The 17723-nt window shown below is 70.1% G+C and carries 20 protein-coding genes; 14 read left to right on the top strand and 6 right to left on the bottom strand.

What is annotated here, in order from left to right; all coding sequences use genetic code 11:
- Positions 1–27 precede the first annotated feature (27 nt).
- Positions 28–1878: an apolipoprotein N-acyltransferase gene (gene lnt, locus ABEA62_RS03520; RefSeq protein ID WP_286214765.1), complete on the top strand. Its 1851-nt coding sequence runs from the start codon at positions 28–30 to the stop codon at positions 1876–1878.
- 11 nt (positions 1879–1889) lie between these two features.
- Here lnt and ABEA62_RS03515 read toward each other — a convergent pair whose 3' ends face one another.
- Complete coding sequence (locus ABEA62_RS03515; RefSeq protein ID WP_084074644.1) at positions 1890–2882, bottom strand: cytochrome c oxidase assembly protein; 993 nt, start codon at positions 2880–2882, stop codon at positions 1890–1892.
- Between the two features lie 129 nt (positions 2883–3011).
- On the opposite strand from ABEA62_RS03515, the gene ABEA62_RS03510 reads away from it, so the two are divergent.
- Together ABEA62_RS03510 and ABEA62_RS03505 are read left to right on the top strand one after the other, a co-directional pair.
- Positions 3012–3389 carry an ArsR/SmtB family transcription factor gene (locus ABEA62_RS03510; RefSeq protein ID WP_286214766.1) on the top strand — a complete coding sequence of 126 codons (378 nt, stop codon included), beginning with the start codon at positions 3012–3014 and terminating at the stop codon, positions 3387–3389.
- Positions 3389–4303 (top strand): cation diffusion facilitator family transporter, encoded by a 915-nt coding sequence (locus ABEA62_RS03505; protein ID WP_013882289.1) that lies wholly within the window; start codon positions 3389–3391, stop codon positions 4301–4303. The genes ABEA62_RS03510 and ABEA62_RS03505 overlap by 1 nt, the downstream gene beginning before the upstream one ends.
- Positions 4304–4307: 4 nt before the next feature.
- Here ABEA62_RS03505 and ABEA62_RS03500 read toward each other — a convergent pair whose 3' ends face one another.
- Positions 4308–4664, bottom strand: a complete 357-nt coding sequence (locus ABEA62_RS03500; protein ID WP_345378776.1) for a copper resistance CopC family protein — start codon at positions 4662–4664, stop codon at positions 4308–4310.
- A 217-nt stretch (positions 4665–4881) separates the two neighbouring features.
- Between ABEA62_RS03500 and cmtR the strand changes: the two genes are divergently transcribed.
- Together cmtR and ABEA62_RS03490 are read left to right on the top strand one after the other, a co-directional pair.
- Positions 4882–5241, top strand: coding sequence for a Cd(II)/Pb(II)-sensing metalloregulatory transcriptional regulator CmtR (cmtR, locus tag ABEA62_RS03495; protein WP_006590980.1), 360 nt, complete (start codon positions 4882–4884; stop codon positions 5239–5241).
- Positions 5238–5840, top strand: coding sequence for a cadmium resistance transporter (locus ABEA62_RS03490; protein WP_094364785.1), 603 nt, complete (start codon positions 5238–5240; stop codon positions 5838–5840). Before cmtR ends, ABEA62_RS03490 begins: the two co-directional genes overlap by 4 nt.
- 247 nt (positions 5841–6087) lie before the next feature.
- Here ABEA62_RS03490 and ABEA62_RS03485 read toward each other — a convergent pair whose 3' ends face one another.
- On the bottom strand, positions 6088–6372 hold the full coding sequence (locus tag ABEA62_RS03485; protein WP_286214789.1) for a PLD nuclease N-terminal domain-containing protein: 285 nt from the start codon (positions 6370–6372) through the stop codon (positions 6088–6090).
- A gap of 245 nt (positions 6373–6617) precedes the next feature.
- Here ABEA62_RS03485 and ABEA62_RS03480 point away from each other — a divergent pair, with 245 nt between their 5' ends.
- The 7 genes from ABEA62_RS03480 (at position 6618) to ABEA62_RS03450 (ending at position 13842) form a co-directional block, all read left to right on the top strand.
- The gene (locus ABEA62_RS03480) at positions 6618–9041 is read left to right on the top strand and encodes a glycoside hydrolase family 94 protein (protein ID WP_345378605.1); all 2424 of its coding nucleotides are present in this window, start codon (positions 6618–6620) and stop codon (positions 9039–9041) included.
- A gap of 102 nt (positions 9042–9143) precedes the next feature.
- Positions 9144–9545 (top strand): GreA/GreB family elongation factor, encoded by a 402-nt coding sequence (locus ABEA62_RS03475; RefSeq protein WP_286214791.1) that lies wholly within the window; start codon positions 9144–9146, stop codon positions 9543–9545.
- 52 nt (positions 9546–9597) lie between these two features.
- Entirely contained in the window at positions 9598–10794 is a 1197-nt protein-coding gene (locus tag ABEA62_RS03470; protein ID WP_345378602.1) for an anti-sigma factor domain-containing protein, read from the top strand.
- A gap of 152 nt (positions 10795–10946) precedes the next feature.
- Positions 10947–11759: a DUF4397 domain-containing protein gene (locus ABEA62_RS03465; RefSeq protein WP_286214795.1), complete on the top strand. Its 813-nt coding sequence runs from the start codon at positions 10947–10949 to the stop codon at positions 11757–11759.
- A gap of 70 nt (positions 11760–11829) precedes the next feature.
- Positions 11830–12495 (top strand): class F sortase, encoded by a 666-nt coding sequence (locus tag ABEA62_RS03460; protein ID WP_286214796.1) that lies wholly within the window; start codon positions 11830–11832, stop codon positions 12493–12495.
- Positions 12496–12506: 11 nt separating this feature from the next.
- A complete protein-coding gene (locus ABEA62_RS03455) occupies positions 12507–13079 on the top strand; it encodes an RNA polymerase sigma factor (protein ID WP_286214797.1) in 573 nt (190 codons plus the stop codon).
- A complete protein-coding gene (locus ABEA62_RS03450) occupies positions 13066–13842 on the top strand; it encodes an anti-sigma factor (RefSeq protein WP_286214798.1) in 777 nt (258 codons plus the stop codon). The genes ABEA62_RS03455 and ABEA62_RS03450 overlap by 14 nt, the downstream gene beginning before the upstream one ends.
- Before the next feature lie 163 nt (positions 13843–14005).
- Here ABEA62_RS03450 and ABEA62_RS03445 read toward each other — a convergent pair whose 3' ends face one another.
- Positions 14006–14671 (bottom strand): potassium channel family protein, encoded by a 666-nt coding sequence (locus tag ABEA62_RS03445; RefSeq protein WP_286214799.1) that lies wholly within the window; start codon positions 14669–14671, stop codon positions 14006–14008.
- A complete protein-coding gene (locus tag ABEA62_RS03440; protein WP_286214801.1) occupies positions 14664–16034 on the bottom strand; it encodes a TrkH family potassium uptake protein in 1371 nt (456 codons plus the stop codon). The genes ABEA62_RS03445 and ABEA62_RS03440 overlap by 8 nt, the downstream gene beginning before the upstream one ends.
- A 176-nt stretch (positions 16035–16210) precedes the next feature.
- Between ABEA62_RS03440 and ABEA62_RS03435 the strand changes: the two genes are divergently transcribed.
- Together ABEA62_RS03435 and ABEA62_RS03430 are read left to right on the top strand one after the other, a co-directional pair.
- Entirely contained in the window at positions 16211–16444 is a 234-nt protein-coding gene (locus ABEA62_RS03435) for a helix-turn-helix domain-containing protein (protein ID WP_286214802.1), read from the top strand.
- Positions 16445–16531: 87 nt separating this feature from the next.
- Positions 16532–16630, top strand: coding sequence for a 30S ribosomal protein bS22 (locus tag ABEA62_RS03430; RefSeq protein ID WP_074789180.1), 99 nt, complete (start codon positions 16532–16534; stop codon positions 16628–16630).
- Between the two features lie 91 nt (positions 16631–16721).
- On the opposite strand, the gene ABEA62_RS03425 is transcribed toward ABEA62_RS03430, so the two are convergent.
- Entirely contained in the window at positions 16722–17588 is an 867-nt protein-coding gene (locus tag ABEA62_RS03425) for an HAD family hydrolase (RefSeq protein WP_286214804.1), read from the bottom strand.
- Positions 17589–17723: the final 135 nt, after the last annotated feature.

Below are 17723 nucleotides of genomic sequence, written 5' to 3'. Positions count from 1 at the left end.
GGGTCGCCCCGGCAGGAGGTCGAGCGCGTGAATGCGCGACGCCGCAACGGTGGCGCCTCATTGCCTGGCCTCATGCCGCCGGGGCTGGTGCTGGTCGGAGCAGGCGTGGGTGGCTGGGCGACGAGTCTCGCGTTTCCTGACCGGGGATGGTGGCCGCTGGCCTACGCCGGCATGGCGTGCCTGCTGCTCGCGATGCGCGGCGCGTCACTGGTCCGCGCCGCAGGCATCGGCCTGGTCTGGGGGCTGGCCTTCTTCTTGCCGCTGGTCCACTGGGCAGTGCAGGCCACCGGATCGGCGCTCCCGTGGGTCGCGCTCAGCGTGTTCCAGGCGCTGTACGTCGCCGGCTTCGGCGCGCTGTGGACCTACGCGCGCAGGGCCGTCTGGCTCACCGGTCGCCCGCTGGCCCAGGCGGTCACCGCAGCCGTGCTGTGGGTCGCCATCGAGCAGGTCCGCGGCTCCTGGCCTTTCGGGGGCTTCCCGTGGGGCTTCCTGGCGTTCTCCCAGACCGAGGCGCCCCTGCTACGTCTCGCGCCCTACGGAGGGGAGGTCCTGGTCTCCGCGTTCGTCGCCGTGACGGGGGCGCTGATCGCGCTGGCGCTGCAGTACCTGCGCCGCACCGCGGTTATCGCCGCGACTCGGGCGCTGCTCGCCGCGGTGCTCCTGGCCGGCGCCCCGGGCCGGCTTCCCCTGACAGCCGGCCCGGAGAACGGCTCACTGCTGGTCGGCGCCGTCCAGGGCAACGTCCCGCAGCAGGGCGCCGACTGGGCCGAGCAGGCCCGCGACGTCACGGCCAACCACGCCCAAGGCACCGAGCGGCTCGCGGCGACCGCCGGAAGGCGCAAGCTGGACCTGGTGGTGTGGCCGGAGAGTGCCGCCGACATCGACCCCCGCACCGACCTGGCGCAGGCTTCGACCGTGGACCGCGCCGCCGCAGCGGTCGGCGCCCCACTGCTGCTGGGAACCCAGCGGTTCCCCGACGGGCAGGACATCCGCTACAACGAGATCATTTCCTGGACCGCCGGTGCGGGGAGTGGCGACGCCTACGCCAAGCAGCACCCGGTCCCCTTCGGGGAGTACGTCCCCTTCCGCGCATTCTTCCGCCAGCTCACTCCGCTCGTCGACCGGGTCGCCACGGACATGGCAGCCGGCGGCGACCCCGCCGTCATGGACGTGTGGATCGACGCGCTCGGACGTGACGTGCGCCTGGCCACCGGGATCTGCTTCGAGGTCGCCTACGCAGACCTCATCCGCGAAGGGGTCCTCGACGGGGCAGAGCTGATCGTCATCCCGACCAACAACGCCTCGTTCGGGCGCACTCCGGAGTCGACCCAGCAGCTGGCGATGTCCCGCTTCCGGGCGGTGGAGCACGGCAGGTCGACCGTCCAGGTCTCCACCGTCGGCGTCAGCGCGATGATCATGCCGGACGGGGCGGTCGTGGCGCGGACCGGTCTGTTCACCGATGAGGAGCTCATCGCCTCGCTGCCGCTGCGCAGCACGCTCACCCCGGCGGCGCGACTGGGCACCACGCCGCAGACCGCCGTCTACGTCCTGGCGGCGGCCGCTGTCGTCAGCGGTGCGCTGGTCGGCAGTCGGCGACCCGGCCGTGACCGCAGCCGCCGCCCCTTCCCGCGGCGGCTCCGCGCGGCGGAGGCCCAGGCCCCGAGGCTGGGGGTGCGGGCCCAGCGGGTGCGCGCCTTGCGGGTGCCGGGCCGGGTGTGGGTGACCCGCGTGTGGCCCTCGTGGCTGGAGGGGCGCCTGATCGTCGGGTTCCTCGCGCTGATGGCTGTCGCGGCCTACACCGGGATCCGGCTCGGCCAGGACATCGTCGAGAAGACCACCACCGCGGTGTCGGCAACCTCCGATGCCGAGGTCCTGTGAGGCTCCGACCATCACGGTTGTGCAGGTGGCGCCCCCGAGGGCCGCGAGCCGTTCAAGCGCGCGAGGTAGGCGTTGTAGTCCTCGAGCTCGGCGTCGGCGCCGCCGTCGCGGTCGATCTGCCGGTCTCGGGCTCTGGACCGCTCGGTGTCGTTGCGCTGCCACCTGCTGGCGATCAGCAGGAGCATCAGCAGTCCCGGCGCCTCCCCGTAGGACCAGGCCAGCCCACCGGCCAGCTGCTGGTCGCGCAGGGGATCGATCCCCCAGCCGGCCGGCGGCGCGGCGAACAAGGGGACCATCGGCGCGGTGGCCATCATCACGATCACCCCGAAGAACGCGTGCAGGGGCATCTCCAGCACCAGGTCCAGTGCCCGGCCATGATGGGTCTGCCGGATCGGCAACGGGTCGGTGGACAGCACCGGCACGGTGAACAGCAGACCGGCCACCAGGAACCCCACCTCCAGGGCGAGGTGCCCGGTCCAGGTGCGCAGCAGCGGGTCGGCGAGCTCGGCCAGGTACAGCCCGTAGAACGCCAGCAGGAACAACGGCACCATCACCGCCGGGTGCAGCACCACCCGACTGACCCGGCTGCGCAGGGCCCGCCGCGCCGTGACCAGCACCACCGTGCCCACCCCCCGGTGCGGGGTCGCGCGCAGCAGCAACGTGCCGGGCCGCCCCAGCACCAGCAGCGGTGGGACGAGCATCATCAACGTCAGCTGCTGGAACATGAACGCCGAGAACAGCCGCAACCCGTACCCCTCGATGCCCGCACCGGTCACCAGCGCCAGCACCACACAGCCCACCGTGAACGAGATGGTCGCACCGATCGACCAGCGCCGCCCTCGCAGCCACAGCCGGCACGCGCCCGCCAGGTACAGCACCAGCAGCACCGCGGCCAGCGCCGGAAGGACCGGCACGGGCTGCAGCGTCGGGGCCAGCATCGTCTCCAGGGACGGTGGTGCGGTCGGCAGCCACACCGGCCCCGTGACGCCCGGGTCGTCCTGCATCCGCTCCTCCTCCGCCTTCGCCCCCTCACAGCGACATGGGTGTGAAGGCGATCGACCAGATTGCGACTCACGGCGAGCGCAGCGCTAGGGTGACCTTATCTGAAGATCCGCGCAGATGAGGAGATGCCCATGGGTCGGGTCCTGCCGTTGGACGGCTGCGTCGGTGGTGATCCCCTGTCGCAGCGCGTGGCGCTGGTCCGCGCCAGCGTCCCGGACGACGCCGAGGCAGGGACGCTGGCCGAGCTGTTCCGGTTGCTCGGTGACGTACGGCGCACCAAGATCCTCTACGCGCTGCTGGAGGCCGGTGAGCTGTGCGTGTGCGACATCTCCGCAGCGGTGCAGGTCCCAGAGGCGTCGGTGTCCCAGACGATGCGTCTACTGCGGGCCTCGGGGGTGGTGGGCAACCGGCGAGAGGGCCGCCGGGTGTACTACCGGTTGGCCGATACCCACGTGCGGATGCTGCTGGACGTGTGCCGCGAGCACACCGGACACGAAGGGATCCGCTGATGGGCGCCGGGCACGCTCACGCCCCCGTCGCTGAGCACGCCGGCGGGCGCTACCGACGCCGCCTCGCCGCAGCGTTCTTCCTGACCGCGACGTTCTTCGCCGTCGAGCTGGCAGCGGGGCTGATCTCAGGCTCGCTCGCGCTGATCTCCGACGCCGGGCACATGGCCGCCGACGTCGTGGCCCTGGGGGCGTCCCTGCTCGCCACCCGGATCGCCACCCGCCCCGACCCCACCGGAAGAAGAACCTACGGCTCGTACCGCGCGGAAGTCTTCGCTTCCGGCCTGACCGTGCTGATCATGCTCGGCGTCGGGGTGTACGTGGTGGTCGAGGCGATCAGCCGGATCGGCGAGGACCCGTCCCTACCCTCGGGCGTGATGCTCGCGGTCGGTTTCGTGGGCCTGGTGATCAACCTTGTCTCCATGCTGCTGCTGCGCAGCGGGTCCAAGGACAGCCTCAACGTCCGGGGCGCCTACTTCGAAGTGGTGGCCGACGCTGCCGGCTCCGTCGGTGTCATGGTCGCCGGTGTTCTGATCATCGCCACCGGGCGACCGGTCTGGGACCTCGTCGTCGCCCTGGCGATCGCCATCTTCGTCATCGTGCGTGCCGTCACCCTGGGGCGGCAGGTCGTCGCGGTACTCGGCCAGCACGCACCCGCCGGCATCGACCCGGAGGCCGTCAGCCGAGAGCTGAGCGCCGTGCCCGGCGTGAGCGCCATCCACGACCTGCACCTGTGGGTGCTGACCTCCGGGATGAACGTCGCCACCGCTCACCTCGTCGCGAGCAGCGGATCGGATCACGCCGCGGTCCTGGCCGCCGCGCGGGACATCCTGCGGGATCGCTTCGGCATCGCCCACGCCACGCTCCAGGTGGAGACGGCCCAGCAGCAGCACGAGTGCTCAGACCTGACCTGGTAGCCGCTCAGTCCCTCGACACCTCCGCCGAGCGCTTGGGGGGCCCCTGGTTGCTGGGTGCGCCCAGGGGCGGTGGCATCGGCGCGCCGGGCCAGGCGTGCGAGCATCGCGTTGTAGGCGGCCAGGTCGGTGTCGCCCCTTCGTCGGCACGCTCGGGCGACGGCTCAGATGTGCTCGCGCTTTCAGGCGCCGCCTCAACGGTGAAGCGGAAGGTCCCGTCGACAGGGTGGCCGTCACCGGACACGGAGCGCCACGCGACCTGGAAGTCCCCGGCCGGGAGGCCATCGCCAAGGCGCTGGGTAACAGTGGCGCCGGACACCGTCGTGGCTCCGTCGCCCCACTCCTGCCCGTCAGGTCCGTTCACCGCGACGACGGCACCCACGGCCAGCTGGTCAGCGGATCGAACGCCCGGCCAGCCCACCGCCACTTAGTCCCGGCAGGAGCCCGCCAACTTCCGCCGGGAGTCACATCGTTCCTCTCGATAAGTAGCGGTGGTGTCCGGTGAGGGTTCCCCTTACGGGCATGCGATCTGGGCTGACGCCTGTGACCGAGTGTTCAGTGCGCGCTGTATAGTTCAGTCCATGCTGACTATTGCTTCGCGTCTCGACGTGATGAACCGCCTGGGTCGTGCACTGGCCGACCCCACTCGATCCCGGATCATCTTGACCCTGCTCGACCATCCCGCTTACCCGGCGGAACTGGCCCGAGATCTGGACCTGACACGCCCGAACGTGTCCAACCACCTGGCATGCCTGCGCGATTGCGGGATCGTCGTCTCCGAGCCCGAGGGTCGTCGGACACGATATGAGATCGCCGATTCGCACCTGGCGCAGGCGCTGACGGCACTGGTCGATGCCACCCTGGCAGTGGACGAAGATGCCCCGTGCATCGATCCCGCCTGCTCGCTTCCCGGATGCGACGCAGCTGGGGAGGGCGCATGATCCTCACCTCGGTCTTGCAGGCGATGGGCCTGTTCGCAGCGACCAACATCGACGACATCATCGTGCTCTCCCTCTTCTTCGCGCGAGGGGCAGGCCAGCGCGGCACTACCGCCCGCATTCTGGCCGGCCAGTACCTCGGATTCGCCGGCATCCTCGGTGCCGCGGTCCTGGTGACCATCGGTGCCGGAGCATTCCTGCCCTCGGCAGCCATCCCGTACTTCGGTCTCATCCCTCTGGGCCTCGGCCTCTGGGCCGCATGGCAGGCCTGGCGCGGAGACGATGACGACGATGACGACGAGGCCAAGGTTGCCGGCAAGAAGGTCGGCGTGTGGACAGTCGCAGGCGTCACCCTTGCCAACGGCGGCGACAACATCGGCGTCTACACCCCTGTCTTCCTCAGCGTGGAACCTCTCGCAGTAGTCGCCTACTGCATCATCTTCCTCGCGCTCGTCGCGGTCCTGGTGGCCCTGGCAAAGTTCGTCGCCACCCGCCCCCCGATCGCCGAAGTGCTCGAACGCTGGGAGCACATCCTCTTCCCCATCGTTCTCATCGGCCTCGGCATCGTGATCCTCGTCAGCGGCGGAGCCTTCGGACTCTGACGTAGCGGCAGCGATCCAAACGGCCCCGACCGGGCGCACCCCTCTCGGTTCAGACCGCGACACCTACCTGCAGCCAGTCCTGCGTGATCGCGGCAACAAGACCGCCACGGAGCGCTGCAAAAACCCCGCCACCAAGCGAACGAAGCCACAGTGTTGAGTGCCCAGAACGAGCGATTTCGGGCACTGAGCACCTCGCGAGCCGGTGGACCGCGCGCCGGACTGGTGCCCAGCATCGGCCGGGCGCCCGCTACTCGCCTCCGAGCGAGCGTCGCCGCTCCTGTTCGTTCAGCCACACGCGGTAGGCCGGGTCGTCGTCCGGCGCGAGCGGAGTCGGCGGCAGCGGCCGCCGCTGTGGGCCGTCGAGGTACGTGACGAGCAGCCACGCGCCGGCGCCGATGTACGGCACGAACACCACAAGCAGGATCCACCCCACCTTGGGCAGGTGGTGAGGGTTCTCCGAGGGCTGCTGGACGATGTCCGCGAGCGCGTACACCGTGAGGGCGATGTAGAACAGCGGCAGCAGGAGGCGCATATCGCCATGCATAGCAGGTGAAACGCTCTCAGGCCAGCGTTCTGTGAGGTGCTGAGTGCCCAGAACGAGCGATTTCGGGCACTGAGCACCTCCCGTGGCGACGGGTCGCGGGGGCAACCCGCGGCATCGTGCGGCCGGGACCACCGACGTGGCGCGGCCCGAATCGTTTCGATAGAGTGGGCGCCATCACCCTCGGGAGAGCGCTCTCTCAGCACGATTCCGAGCCACACGAAAGGCACCCGCCCATGCAGTTCGGCCACTTCGACGACGAAGCGCGCGAGTACGTCATCACGACCCCCCACACCCCGTACCCGTGGATCAACTACCTGGGTGCCCAGGACTTCTTCGGGCTGGTGTCGCACACCGGCGGCGGATACAGCTTCTATCGCGACGCCAAGCTACGCCGCCTCACGCGCTACCGCTACAACAACGTGCCGGTCGACGACGGCGGGCGCTACTTCTCGATCAACGACGGTGGCGAGGTGTGGAGCCCCGGCTACCGCCCGTATAAGACCGAGCTCGACAGCTTCGAGACGCGTCACGGCATGGGCTACACGCGCATCGCCGGCTCGCGCAACGGCCTCACCGCGAGCGTGCTGCTCTTTGTCCCCGTCGACGTCAATGCCGAGGTCCACCGCGTCGAGGTGACCAACACGTCCGACGCCCCCAAGTCCTTCTCGCTGTTCAGCTTCCTCGAGTTCAACCTGTGGAACGCCGAGGACGACCAGACCAACTACCAGCGCAATCTATCGATCGGCGAGGTCGAGGTGGTCGACGGCGCGATCTATCACAAGACCGAGTACCGCGAGCGTCGCGACCACTACGCCGTCTACGGCGTCAACGCGCCCATCGCGGGCTTCGACACCGACCGCGACACCTACCTGGGATTCGGCAACGGCTTCGACGAGGCCGCGGTGCCCCACGCGGGCAAGGCGGGCAACTCGATCGCGTCCGGCTGGTACCCGATCGCCTCGCACCAGCTCGAGGTCGAGCTCGCCCCCGGCGAGTCGAAGGCCTTCACGTTTGTGCTCGGCTACCTCGAGAACCCGCGCGAGGACAAGTGGGAGGCGCCCGGCGTCATCCGCAAGGACGGCGCGCGCGAGCTCCTCGCCCGCTTCGCGACCGACGAGCAGACCCTCGCCGAGTTCGCGACCCTCAACGCGTACTGGGACGGGCTGCTCGGCTCCTACACGGTCGAGTCCGGCCACGAGAAGCTCGACCGGATGGTCAACATCTGGAACCAGTACCAGTGCATGGTCACCTACAACATGTCCCGGTCGGCGAGCTTCTTCGAGACCGGCATGGGCCGCGGCATGGGCTTCCGCGACTCGTCGCAGGACCTGCTCGGCTTTGTCCACCTGGTGCCCGAGCGCGCCCGCGAGCGCATCATCGACATCGCGTCCACGCAGTTCGAGGACGGCAGCGCGTACCACCAGTACCAGCCGCTCACGAAGCGCGGCAACCACACGCTCGGGTCCGGCTTCAACGACGACCCGCTGTGGCTGATCCTCGGCGTCGCGGCCTACGTCAAGGAGACCGGCGACTTCGCGATCCTCGACGAGCTGGTGCCGTTCGACAACGACGAGTCGAAGGCCGCGTCGCTCATGGAGCACCTCAAGCGGTCCTTCGACTTCACGATCAACAACCGCGGCCCGCACGGCCTGCCGCTGATCGGCCGCGCCGACTGGAACGACTGTCTCAACCTCAACTGCTTCTCGACAGAGCCCGGCGAGTCCTTCCAGACCACCGGCAACCGCACGGGCGGCGTCGCCGAGTCGATCTTCATCGCAGGCATGTTCGCGGCGATCGGCCCCGAGTACGCGGCGCTCGCGCGCAGGCGCGGGGACGATGCCGAGGCCCAGCGGGCAGACGAGGCCGTGGCGGCCATGCGTGACGCGGTGCTCGAGCACGGCTGGGACGGCGAGTGGTTCCTGCGTGCCTACGACTACTTCGGCACCAAGGTCGGCAGCCACGAGAACGAGGACGGCCAGATCTGGATCGAGCCGCAGGGCTTCTGCATCATGGGCGGGATCGGCGTCGAGGACGGCCGCGCGCTCAAGGCGCTCGACGCGACCCGCGAGCGGCTGAACACTCCTCACGGCATCGTCCTTCTCAACCCCGCCTACCGCGAATACCACGTCGAACTCGGCGAGGTCACGTCGTACCCGCCGGGCTACAAGGAGAACGCGGGCATCTTCTGCCACAACAACCCGTGGGTGATCATCGCGGAGACCGTGGTGGGCCGCGCCGAGCACGCGTGGGAGTACTGGAAGCAGATCGCCCCCGCGTACCGCGAGGAGCAGTCCGAGGTGCACCGGCTCGAGCCGTATGTGTACGCGCAGATGATCGCGGGCAAGGACGCGGTGCGTCACGGTGAGGCCAAGAATTCGTGGCTCACCGGCACGGCCTCGTGGAACTTCGTCACCGTCTCGCAGTATCTGCTGGGCGTGCGCCCCGACTACGACGGCCTGGTGGTCGACCCGTGCATCGGCGCCGAGGTCTCGGAGTACACGGTGCGCCGCGTCGTGCGCGGCGCGACCTACGTCATCCACGTCACCAACTCGGGCGGTAAGGGCGCCTCGCTCACGGTCGACGGCATGGCGATCGAGGGATCGCTGGTGCCCTACGCCGAGCCCGGATCGGTGGTCGAGGTTCGCGCCACGGTCTGAGCCGCACCGGCCGGCCAATGGCGTTCGTCACGGCGCCCCGCGGGTAGAATGTCACCTTTACCCGCGGGCCGCCGTGCCCGGCATCGTCAAAGGAGATCTGCCATGTCCGCCACCGTGTGGATGACCCCCGCCGCCCTCGAGCTGCTTCGTGAGGAACTCGCGACTCTCGAGGCGGCCTCCCGCGACGATGACCCCACCACCCGCGCGCGTATCGTCGAATTGCGCGAGCGCATCGCGGCGGCCGACACCAGCCCGCGGCCCGACGACGGCCTCGTGGAGCCCGGCATGCGCGTCGTGGTGCGGCTGGATGGGGCCGATGCCCCGCTTGCCTTTGTGTTGGGTGACCGTTCGCTCGTGGCGCCGGGCGCCGACGAGACCGTCTACTCGCCCACCTCCCCCATGGGTGCTGCGGTTGACGGCCGCTACGTGGGGGACACCGTGACGTTCGAGACTCCGCGCGGCCCGCGCTCGGCGACGATCCTCGAGGCGCACCCCGTCGCCTGAGGCGCGTGACGCGCGTCGAGACGACCCGGGACCCGTGCGTGGGAGACTTCCGATGAGCGAAGGGACGCCGATGGCCGGGGCCGAGATCGAGGACGCGTATCGGGAGGCCGCGCCGTTGGTGCACACCCTCGCGCTGCGGGCGCTCGGCTCGGTCGACGAGGCCGAGGACGTCGTGCGTCGTGTGTTCGCGGCTGCCGCCGCGAGCGGAGACCTCGCGCCGCAGTCCCTGCTGCGTGATGCCGCCGAGCGCGTCACCGGCGACCTTGAGCGGCGCGTGCGGGCCAAGCTGTCCGCCCTCGATGACCCACGCCTCGGTGCGGACGCCGTCACGGATCACGACGCCGTGGTGGCCGAGGCGGATCGGATCCTGTTGCGCTCGGCGATGTCGAGGCTCGACGAGCAGCGGCGCACGCTCCTCGAGCGCGCTCTGGTTCATGGCGACCCGCGTCCCGAGCTCGCGATGATGACGGGCGTCTCGACCGAGGACCTCGAGGCCATGCTGCGGGACGCGCTACTTGAGCTGTGGACGGGCCCGCGCATGCGTGGTGAACACGCTCCGGCCGCCGACCTCGCGTCGCGCGCGCTGGGCAATTCCGCCGCGCCGCCTCACTCCGATCACCTGGGCCGCTGCCGCGAGTGTCGCGACGTGTCGCGGTCGCTCAACGACCTCGTGGGCGCGATCGCGCGCATGCCCTCGGCCGGTCCGGTGCTGCCGCCGCGCGGGGGGCTGTGGGACGAGGTGCGCGAGGCGGTGGCAGCCGGCGCGGTCCCCGAGCCGGACTGGCGTGAGGAGGCACGCCGCGCCGCCGAGCGGGCCCAGCGCCGTCGCACCTTCATCCTCGTCGGTGCCGTGGTGATGTCGAGCCTGCTGGTCGGGCTGACGGTGATCCTCGCGCAGCTCTTGGTCGAGCCCGACCGCGCGGCCATCGCCTCCGCGGTGCTCGCCGACCCGCGCCAGGGCGGGGCCGATGCCGGCTCGGTGGTGCTCGAGCGACGCGACGGCGGCGCAGAGGTGCTGGTGATCGACACCGTGTTCGCCGAGTATCCGGACGCGTATCTCGAGGTGTGGCTCGTGCCGGCTGGCGAGGATCCGATCTCCGTGGGTCACCTGCGCGCGAGCCGCTACGAGGTGGAGGTGCCCGAGGCGGCGGGCTCGGCCATGGGCGCGACCATCGAGATCAGCAGGGAGCCGTGGGACGGAGACCCCACCCGCGGTGGCGAAGTGGTGGCACGCGGCGCGCTCGGTTGAGTGGTCCTTTGCTCGGGTCGGCCCCTATCGCGCCGCCCGGTGTTCACTCTGAGCGAAATCTGAGATCTCCTGCATCCAAGGGCCACCCTGCGTCGGAAGTACGGGGTGAAGGCACGTCGCACCCGGGCGGCGGCCCACGAAAGGAGAAGGTCATGCGCTCGTCGATCTTGGCCGGCATCGCCGCCGGCACCCTGCTCGCCGCGGCAACCGCCGCCCCCGCATTCGCCGTCGAGGACGGCAAGGCGGACCTCGCCGTCCTGCACGGCATCCCCGACCTCACCGTTGACGTCTACGTGGACGGTGCCCTTACGCTCGACGACTTCGCCCCCGGCGACCTCGCCGGCCCGCTGTCTCTCGACCCGGGCACCTACTCGGTCGCGATCACGGCCTCCGACGCGGCGGATGACTCCGCCCCGGTGCTCGGCCCGATCGACCTCCCGCTCGAGGAGGGCATGAGCTACACCGCCGTCGCGCACCTCACCGAGGCAGGCGAGGCGACCGCGACGCTCTTCACCAACGACATCTCGGAGACCGCCTCCGGCGAGGGCCGCCTCACGGTCCGCCACACGGCAGCGGCGCCCGCGGTCGACGTGTGGGCCAACGGAGAGGTCGCCTTCGAGAACCTCGCGAACCCCGATGAGGTCATGGCGGACCTTCCCGTCGCGACCTACGAGGCCGCGGTGTCCCTCACCGGTGAGACCGAGCCCGTGATCGGCCCCGCCGACGTCCCCGTCGAGGAGGGCATGAACACCATCGTGTACGCGTGGGGCTCCGCCGAGGACGGCAACCTTGCCGTCGCCGTCCAGTCCGTCGCGACGCACACCTCGATGCCTGATGAGGTCGCCGCCGGTACCCAGGGCCTCGCCGCCGACAACGGATCCGTCCCGGTGGGCGTGATCGTGGTCGGAGCCGCGGCGCTCGCCGCCGCGGGCCTCGCCACCCGGGCCGTGCTCGCCCGCCGCTAGTCCCCCCAGGGGCGGGGCGCGCCAATCCTCCGGCGCGCCCCGCCCACCCCTTTCTCTCAGGGAGGCCGCGATGCTGCGCATCGTCTCGATCTTCGCCGTGATGGCGCTCACCGCCTGCGCGGCGGCGAACCCGCCGGAGGCGTCTGTCCCGGCATCGTCACCCACGGCCGAGGCCGTGGCGGCGGAGCCGACCCAGGGTGAGATTCGGGCCCGCGTGATCGCCGGCGAGGTGCCGGTGGGTCCCGCGACCGTCGACAGCCTGCCGATCGCGCCGGATCCGGAGCGGCTGGTGGTCGAGTCGCTCGGGATCGACATGCCGGTGACGGACGTGGGGATCGACGAGTCCGGCGGGATGGAGCTGCCGGAAAGTGCGGGCGTCGCGGGCTGGTTCCGGCTGGGCGGCAGCCCCGCTGGTGGGCTGCGCGCCGAGGAGAACGTGGTGATCGCGGCCCACGTCGACGACTCGGAGATGGGCCGCGGGCCCTTCGCCGAACTTCGTGACGCGAAGCCGGGTGACCGCGTCGATGTCGCGCTCGAGGACGGCGAGTCGGTGGTCTACGTGGTCGATCGCGTCGAGCAGACGTCCAAGCAGGAGGTGGACTTCTCCGTGGTGTTCGGGACCGCGGAGCGCGCGCTCGTGCTGGTGACGTGTGGTGGACGCTGGGACGCCGATGTGCGACATTACGAGGACAACGTGCTCGTCTGGGCCTACCCGGAGGGCGACACGCGACCATGATGGGAACGGCGATGGCGACGGAGACGGCGGAGCGCGGCGACGCGTCCGGCGACCGCGCCCTCGACCTGGACTTCGCGGCCGGCGTGGAGGGCTCGCTCGAGGGCCTCTACCGGTCAGCCTCCGCGTTGGTCTACACGCTCGCGCTGCGCTCGCTAGGGGACGCGAGCGAGGCGGAGGACGTGACGCAGCAGACGTTTGTCGCTGCCTGGCGCGGACGCGACGGGTACGACCCCACCCGCGGCTCCGCGCGCGGATGGGTGGTGGGGATCGCCAAGCGGCGCATCGCCGATGCTCTGGCTGCCAGGGCGCGCGAGAGCAGGCGCCTCGAGGCCGTCAAGGACGAGCCCGTCGTGGCGGTCGCCGATCCCCTTGAGCGCGAGGCCGAGCGCATTATGGTGCGCGGCGAGGTCGAGAGCCTGGGACCGCCGCGATCGACCATCGTGTCGCTGGCGTTCTTCGAGGGACGCACGCACGAACAGATCGCCGAGCATCTGCGCATGCCGCTCGGCACCGTGAAGAGCCACCTGCGCCGCTCATTGATGGCGCTGAGACAAGGATTGGAGGCCGCCGATGCGTCACTGTGATGACGAGACTCTCGCCGCGATCGCGCTCGGCGAGCCTGCCGAGTCGCGCGACGCCGCGCACGTCTCCGAGTGCGCGACGTGCGCCGCCGAGGTCGCGTCGCTGCGCGAGACGGTGGCTGCGGTCTCCGGCGCCTCCGGGACCACGCTCGTGCGGCCTCCCGAGCGCGTGTGGGAGGCGATCAGCGCTGAGGTCGAGGCCCATGAGGGTCGCGAGGCTGGCTTCGCTGGTGCGGCGGGCGAGGCCGGCGGGCACGCGGGGGACGGCGCGACGGTGCTGACGCTCGACCGCCGCGGTCGCGGGTCAGCACCCGGGTCCCGCCGCGGGTCGAGCAGGCTGTTCCACCCGTGGGTGGTGGCCGTTGCGGCCGCGTCCGGAATCGTGCTCGGCGCGATCGGCGTGGGCGTGCTGGGCCCCTGGACCGAGCCCGCCGCGACCGTGGTCGCTCAGGCCGAGCTCGCCGACCTCGCGACCGAGGCGGCCGCCGGTGAGGCGCGTGTCGAGCGCCGAGCGGACGGCACGCAGGTGCTCGTGGTCGAGACTCCGTACACCGCGACCGACGCGGGAGCACTTGAGGTGTGGCTGATCGACCCCGACGTGGTGGGCATGGTGTCCCTTGGCTTCCTCACGGGGGAGCGCGGGGAGTTCGAGATCCCCGCGGGCTACGACGTCGACGCGTTCCCGATCGTCGACATCTCGATCGAGCCGCCCGATGGCGACCCGACCCACTCGGGCGACTCCATCACGCGCGGCATCCTGGGCTAGGCCAGGCGCGTGGGGCCTCCCCCACCCGCGCGTGCTGAACCCTCCCCACCTCGCCCGCGCATCGTCCCCACCCGCGCCCCGTATGGGACGCTCATGGTCGCTTTCGGGAGGTGTGAGCGCGCCATGGGACGCTCATGGTCGCCAAGCGCCCCGCACCGCGTCCCTACGGCCGCTGCGCGAAGCGCTCGAGCAGCTCACCCTCGCCCGCGACCACCAGCAGGTCCTCGGGGCCGACCATCGTGTGCGGAGTCGCGTACTCGAAGTCGCGTCCGGCGCCCTTGACGCCGATCACGTGGACGCCGTACTTGCCCTGCAGGTCGAGCTTGTCGAGCGTGAAGTGATGCGTCTCCTTGGGCGGGCGCATCTTGACGATCGTGAAGCCGTCCTCGATCTCGATGTAGTCGAGCATCTTCCCGCCCACGGAGTGCGCGACGCGCGCGCCCGCATCGGACTCGGGAAGGACCACGTGATGCGCCCCGATGCGCTCGAGGATGCGCTTGTGCTCCACCGAGGTCGCCTTGGCCCAGATCTCGGGGATTCCGATGTCCACCAGGTTGCCCGTGATGAGCACCGAGGCCTCGAGCGACGTGCCCACGCCCACCACGGCGGCCGCGAAGTCCGCCGCGCCGATCTGCTCGAGCGCGCGAGGATCCGCGCCGTCCGCCTCAACACACGGCAGCCTCTTGGACCAGCGCTCGACCACCGCCGGGTCGCGCTCGACGGCGAGCACGTCCACGTCCATCGTGTCGAGGGTGTCCGCGAGCGCGGAGCCGAAGCGGCCGAGGCCAAAGACGAGGACGCCCGAGCGGTCGGTGTCGTTGCTAGCCAATGATCGGCCTTTCTGACGGGTACCGGATGACGCGCCGGTGCCGGTTGAGCATGAGGGCGGAGGCCAGCGTGAGCGAGCCCACGCGTCCCACGTACATCATCACAATCAAGGTCATCTTCGCATCGTCGTCGATGCTCCCGGTGATGCCGGTCGACAGGCCGCACGTCGCGAACGCCGAGACAACCTCGTACAGGGAGCGATCGAGGGGGATGTCGGTCTGCCACATGAAGATTGCCGTGCCGAGGAGCACGACCCCGGCGCTTGCGAGGGTGATCGCCACGGCGACGCGCAGGACCTCGGTGCCGACTCGCTTGCCGAACGCCTCCATGTCGCGGCGGCCGCGAGCCTCGGCCCACGCCGCGAGCACCAGCACCGCGAGGGTCGTGACGCGGATTCCTCCCGCGGTGCCGCCCGAACCGCCACCGATGAACATCAGCACGTCCTCGAGCAGCCAGGTCTGTTCACGCGCGAGCCCGATATCGAATGATGCGAATCCACCCGAGCGCTGGTTGATCGACTGGAAGAATACGTTTCCGATGGTCTGCGCTGTGCTCGCCGATCCCAGCGTGAGCGGGTTGGACCACTCGAAGAGCGCGAGCAGGCCGGCGGAGAGGAACGACAGTACGGCGATGGTGACGAGAGTGAGCTTCGTGTGCAGGGTCCACTTCGAGGGGCGTCGCTCGCGCAACAGGTTGAGGTAGACCGGATACCCGAGCGCGCCGATCAGGACGCCGAGCCCGATGGGCACGAGCATCCACAGGTCCCCCGAGTAGGGGTAGAGGCCCACGGGGTCAGGAGAGAACCCTGCGTTGTTGAACGACGAGACCCCGTAGAAGAGTGAGTAGCCCACGGACTTGTGCCAGCCGTAGTCGAGGGTCAGGAAGCGGGGGATAAGCACCGCGGCGATCGTGAGCTCGACGGTGGTCGACACCACGACGACCGTGCGGAGGAGTGAGCCGAGATCGCCGAGCCCTGAGGCACGGCTTTCATCCGCTGCCAGGAGTCGCTGTGTGAGGCCGATCCTGCGGGAGATCGCGAGGCCCGCAAGCGAGGCGAGCGTCATAATGCCGAGTCCGCCGACCTTGACCGCGACCCCAACGATCGCGAGCCCCCAGGGCGACCAGAAGGTGCCCATGTCGACGGTGCTGAGCCCGGTCACACAGACCGCCGAGGTCGCGACGAACAGCGCGTCCATGAAGGGTGCACGCTCGCCGTCCGCCGTGGCGGCGGGAAGCGACAAGAGCCCCGCGAAGATCAGGATCGCCAGGGCGAATCCGCCCAGCGTGAGCCGGGCGGGGGACTCGAGCGCGACGCGATCGAACCAGGCGCGGAAGCGGTCGCGCGCCGTGCGCAGGCTCTCCATCCGTCTCCCTGTTCCGGGGGGCCAGGCGGCTCCCCTGCGTCCGCGCGCGAGCGCGGTGTCACCCCACATCATCGACAGGTTTCCCACACTTCACAACTGTCACTTCTGCCCCTACAGTTGAAGAAGCTTCAGGCCGATAGATGCGCCAGACGCTTTCGAAGAGGGACGAGACGATCATGGCCGACACACCCCGCACGACGTTTCTCACCGTGGCCGAAGTGGCCGACATGGTGAGGGTGTCGCGCATGACGGTGTACCGCTGGGTGCACGCGGGCGAGCTGCCTGCCGTGCGGTTCGGGCGTTCGTTCCGCGTGCCGCAGCAGGCGGTCGAGCAGTTCATGGAGCAGGCCGCCCTCGCAGGCGGCATTCCGGTCGAGGATGACGGCAGGGCCACGGGCACGGTAGGCTAGGCCCTTGTCTGTCGCGTCCGGCGCGGCCTGGACGCCGGCGTGCCGAGGTACGCTCCGCAAAAGCTGCAATCGAATGAGGTAGGTTCCGTGGGATCCATCATCAAGAAGCGTCGCAAGCGCATGTCGAAGAAGAAGCACCGCAAGCTGCTTCGCAAGACGCGTCACCAGCGCCGCAACAAGAAGTAGAGCCTCGCGCTCCGACGCCCGTCTCGCCACCCGGCGGGGCGGGCGTTCTTGCGTTCCCAGGTGCGCGCGTCGGCAGCGGGACGATGCGCGGCTACAGTTCGCGCGACTCGTCCGGGTGGGCGGTGGTGGGCGCTGCGGCCGGCCGGCGCAAAATCCCACGGACGAGAGCACGGAGCGCGTTCTTGATTCCGCGCGTCACCTGAATCGTGACCCACGCGGCACCCGTGACCGAGGATTTCACGATCCCGCGACGGCCGTGCTTGTTGCGCTTGCGGAACTCGCGGATCGGCCAGCCCTGCTCGTGCGCGAGGCGGCGCATGCGGGGATCGGGGTTGATCGCGCACGGGTGGCCGACCGTCGAGAGCATCGGGCCGTCATTGACGGAGTCTCCGTAGGCATGGCTGGCGGCGAGGTCGATCCCGCGCTCCGCCGCGAGGCGCTCGACGGCATCGGCTTTGCGCGGGCCGTGCAAGAAGTCGCCCTCGAGGCGGCCCGTGTAGTGGCCGTTGACGTGCTCGGCGACCGTGCCGAGCGCCCCGGTCGCCCCAATCCTGCGCGCGAGCATGCGCCCGATCTCGATGGGGGATGCCGTCACCAGCCACACCTCGTGACCCTGGGCGAGGTGCTCGTCGATGATCTCCTTAGTGCCGGGGAAGACGCGGCTCGCGAGGAGCTCGTCGTAGACCTCCTCGCCCACCGCGGTCATCTCCGCGACGGACCAGCCGCGGATGATGCCGAGTCCCTGGCTGCGGACCCTGTCCATCTGCTCCTTGGACTCGCCGAACAACACGTAGGAGGCCTGCTCATAGCCGAGCTTGAGGATGTCGCGAAACGTGAAGTAGTCGCGCTGCCACAGGCCGCGCGCGATGTGGAAGGCACTCGCACCGCGGATCACCGTGTTGTCGACGTCGAAGAACGCCGCGACCCGGGGAGCGGTGCTGGCGGCATCGGAGGTCACTCGTCAACTCTACCCACCGCCATCTCCGCGGCTCCGCCACACCGCGACCGCGGCATCGTCCCCTCATCCCCGCCGCGAGCGCCGACACGCCGACGACACGCCCAGCACCGTGTGGCGGAGCCGCGAATTCGTGTG

This window comes from Demequina sediminis, assembly GCF_039545075.1.
GTDB lineage: Bacteria > Actinomycetota > Actinomycetes > Actinomycetales > Demequinaceae > Demequina > Demequina sediminis.
This window is presented reverse-complemented; position numbering and strand designations above follow the sequence as displayed.

Coding starts and splice junctions, on each gene's coding strand:
- ABEA62_RS03515 (WP_084074644.1), bottom strand. CDS start 2,882: ATGCAGGACGACCCGGGCGTCACGGGGCCGGTGTGGCTGCCGACCGCA.
- ABEA62_RS03510 (WP_286214766.1), top strand. CDS start 3,012: ATGGGTCGGGTCCTGCCGTTGGACGGCTGCGTCGGTGGTGATCCCCTG.
- ABEA62_RS03505 (WP_013882289.1), top strand. CDS start 3,389: ATGGGCGCCGGGCACGCTCACGCCCCCGTCGCTGAGCACGCCGGCGGG.
- cmtR (WP_006590980.1), top strand. CDS start 4,882: ATGCTGACTATTGCTTCGCGTCTCGACGTGATGAACCGCCTGGGTCGT.
- ABEA62_RS03490 (WP_094364785.1), top strand. CDS start 5,238: ATGATCCTCACCTCGGTCTTGCAGGCGATGGGCCTGTTCGCAGCGACC.
- ABEA62_RS03485 (WP_286214789.1), bottom strand. CDS start 6,372: ATGCGCCTCCTGCTGCCGCTGTTCTACATCGCCCTCACGGTGTACGCG.
- ABEA62_RS03480 (WP_345378605.1), top strand. CDS start 6,618: ATGCAGTTCGGCCACTTCGACGACGAAGCGCGCGAGTACGTCATCACG.
- ABEA62_RS03475 (WP_286214791.1), top strand. CDS start 9,144: ATGTCCGCCACCGTGTGGATGACCCCCGCCGCCCTCGAGCTGCTTCGT.
- ABEA62_RS03470 (WP_345378602.1), top strand. CDS start 9,598: ATGAGCGAAGGGACGCCGATGGCCGGGGCCGAGATCGAGGACGCGTAT.
- ABEA62_RS03465 (WP_286214795.1), top strand. CDS start 10,947: ATGCGCTCGTCGATCTTGGCCGGCATCGCCGCCGGCACCCTGCTCGCC.
- ABEA62_RS03460 (WP_286214796.1), top strand. CDS start 11,830: ATGCTGCGCATCGTCTCGATCTTCGCCGTGATGGCGCTCACCGCCTGC.
- ABEA62_RS03455 (WP_286214797.1), top strand. CDS start 12,507: ATGGCGACGGAGACGGCGGAGCGCGGCGACGCGTCCGGCGACCGCGCC.
- ABEA62_RS03450 (WP_286214798.1), top strand. CDS start 13,066: ATGCGTCACTGTGATGACGAGACTCTCGCCGCGATCGCGCTCGGCGAG.
- ABEA62_RS03440 (WP_286214801.1), bottom strand. CDS start 16,034: ATGGAGAGCCTGCGCACGGCGCGCGACCGCTTCCGCGCCTGGTTCGAT.
- ABEA62_RS03435 (WP_286214802.1), top strand. CDS start 16,211: ATGGCCGACACACCCCGCACGACGTTTCTCACCGTGGCCGAAGTGGCC.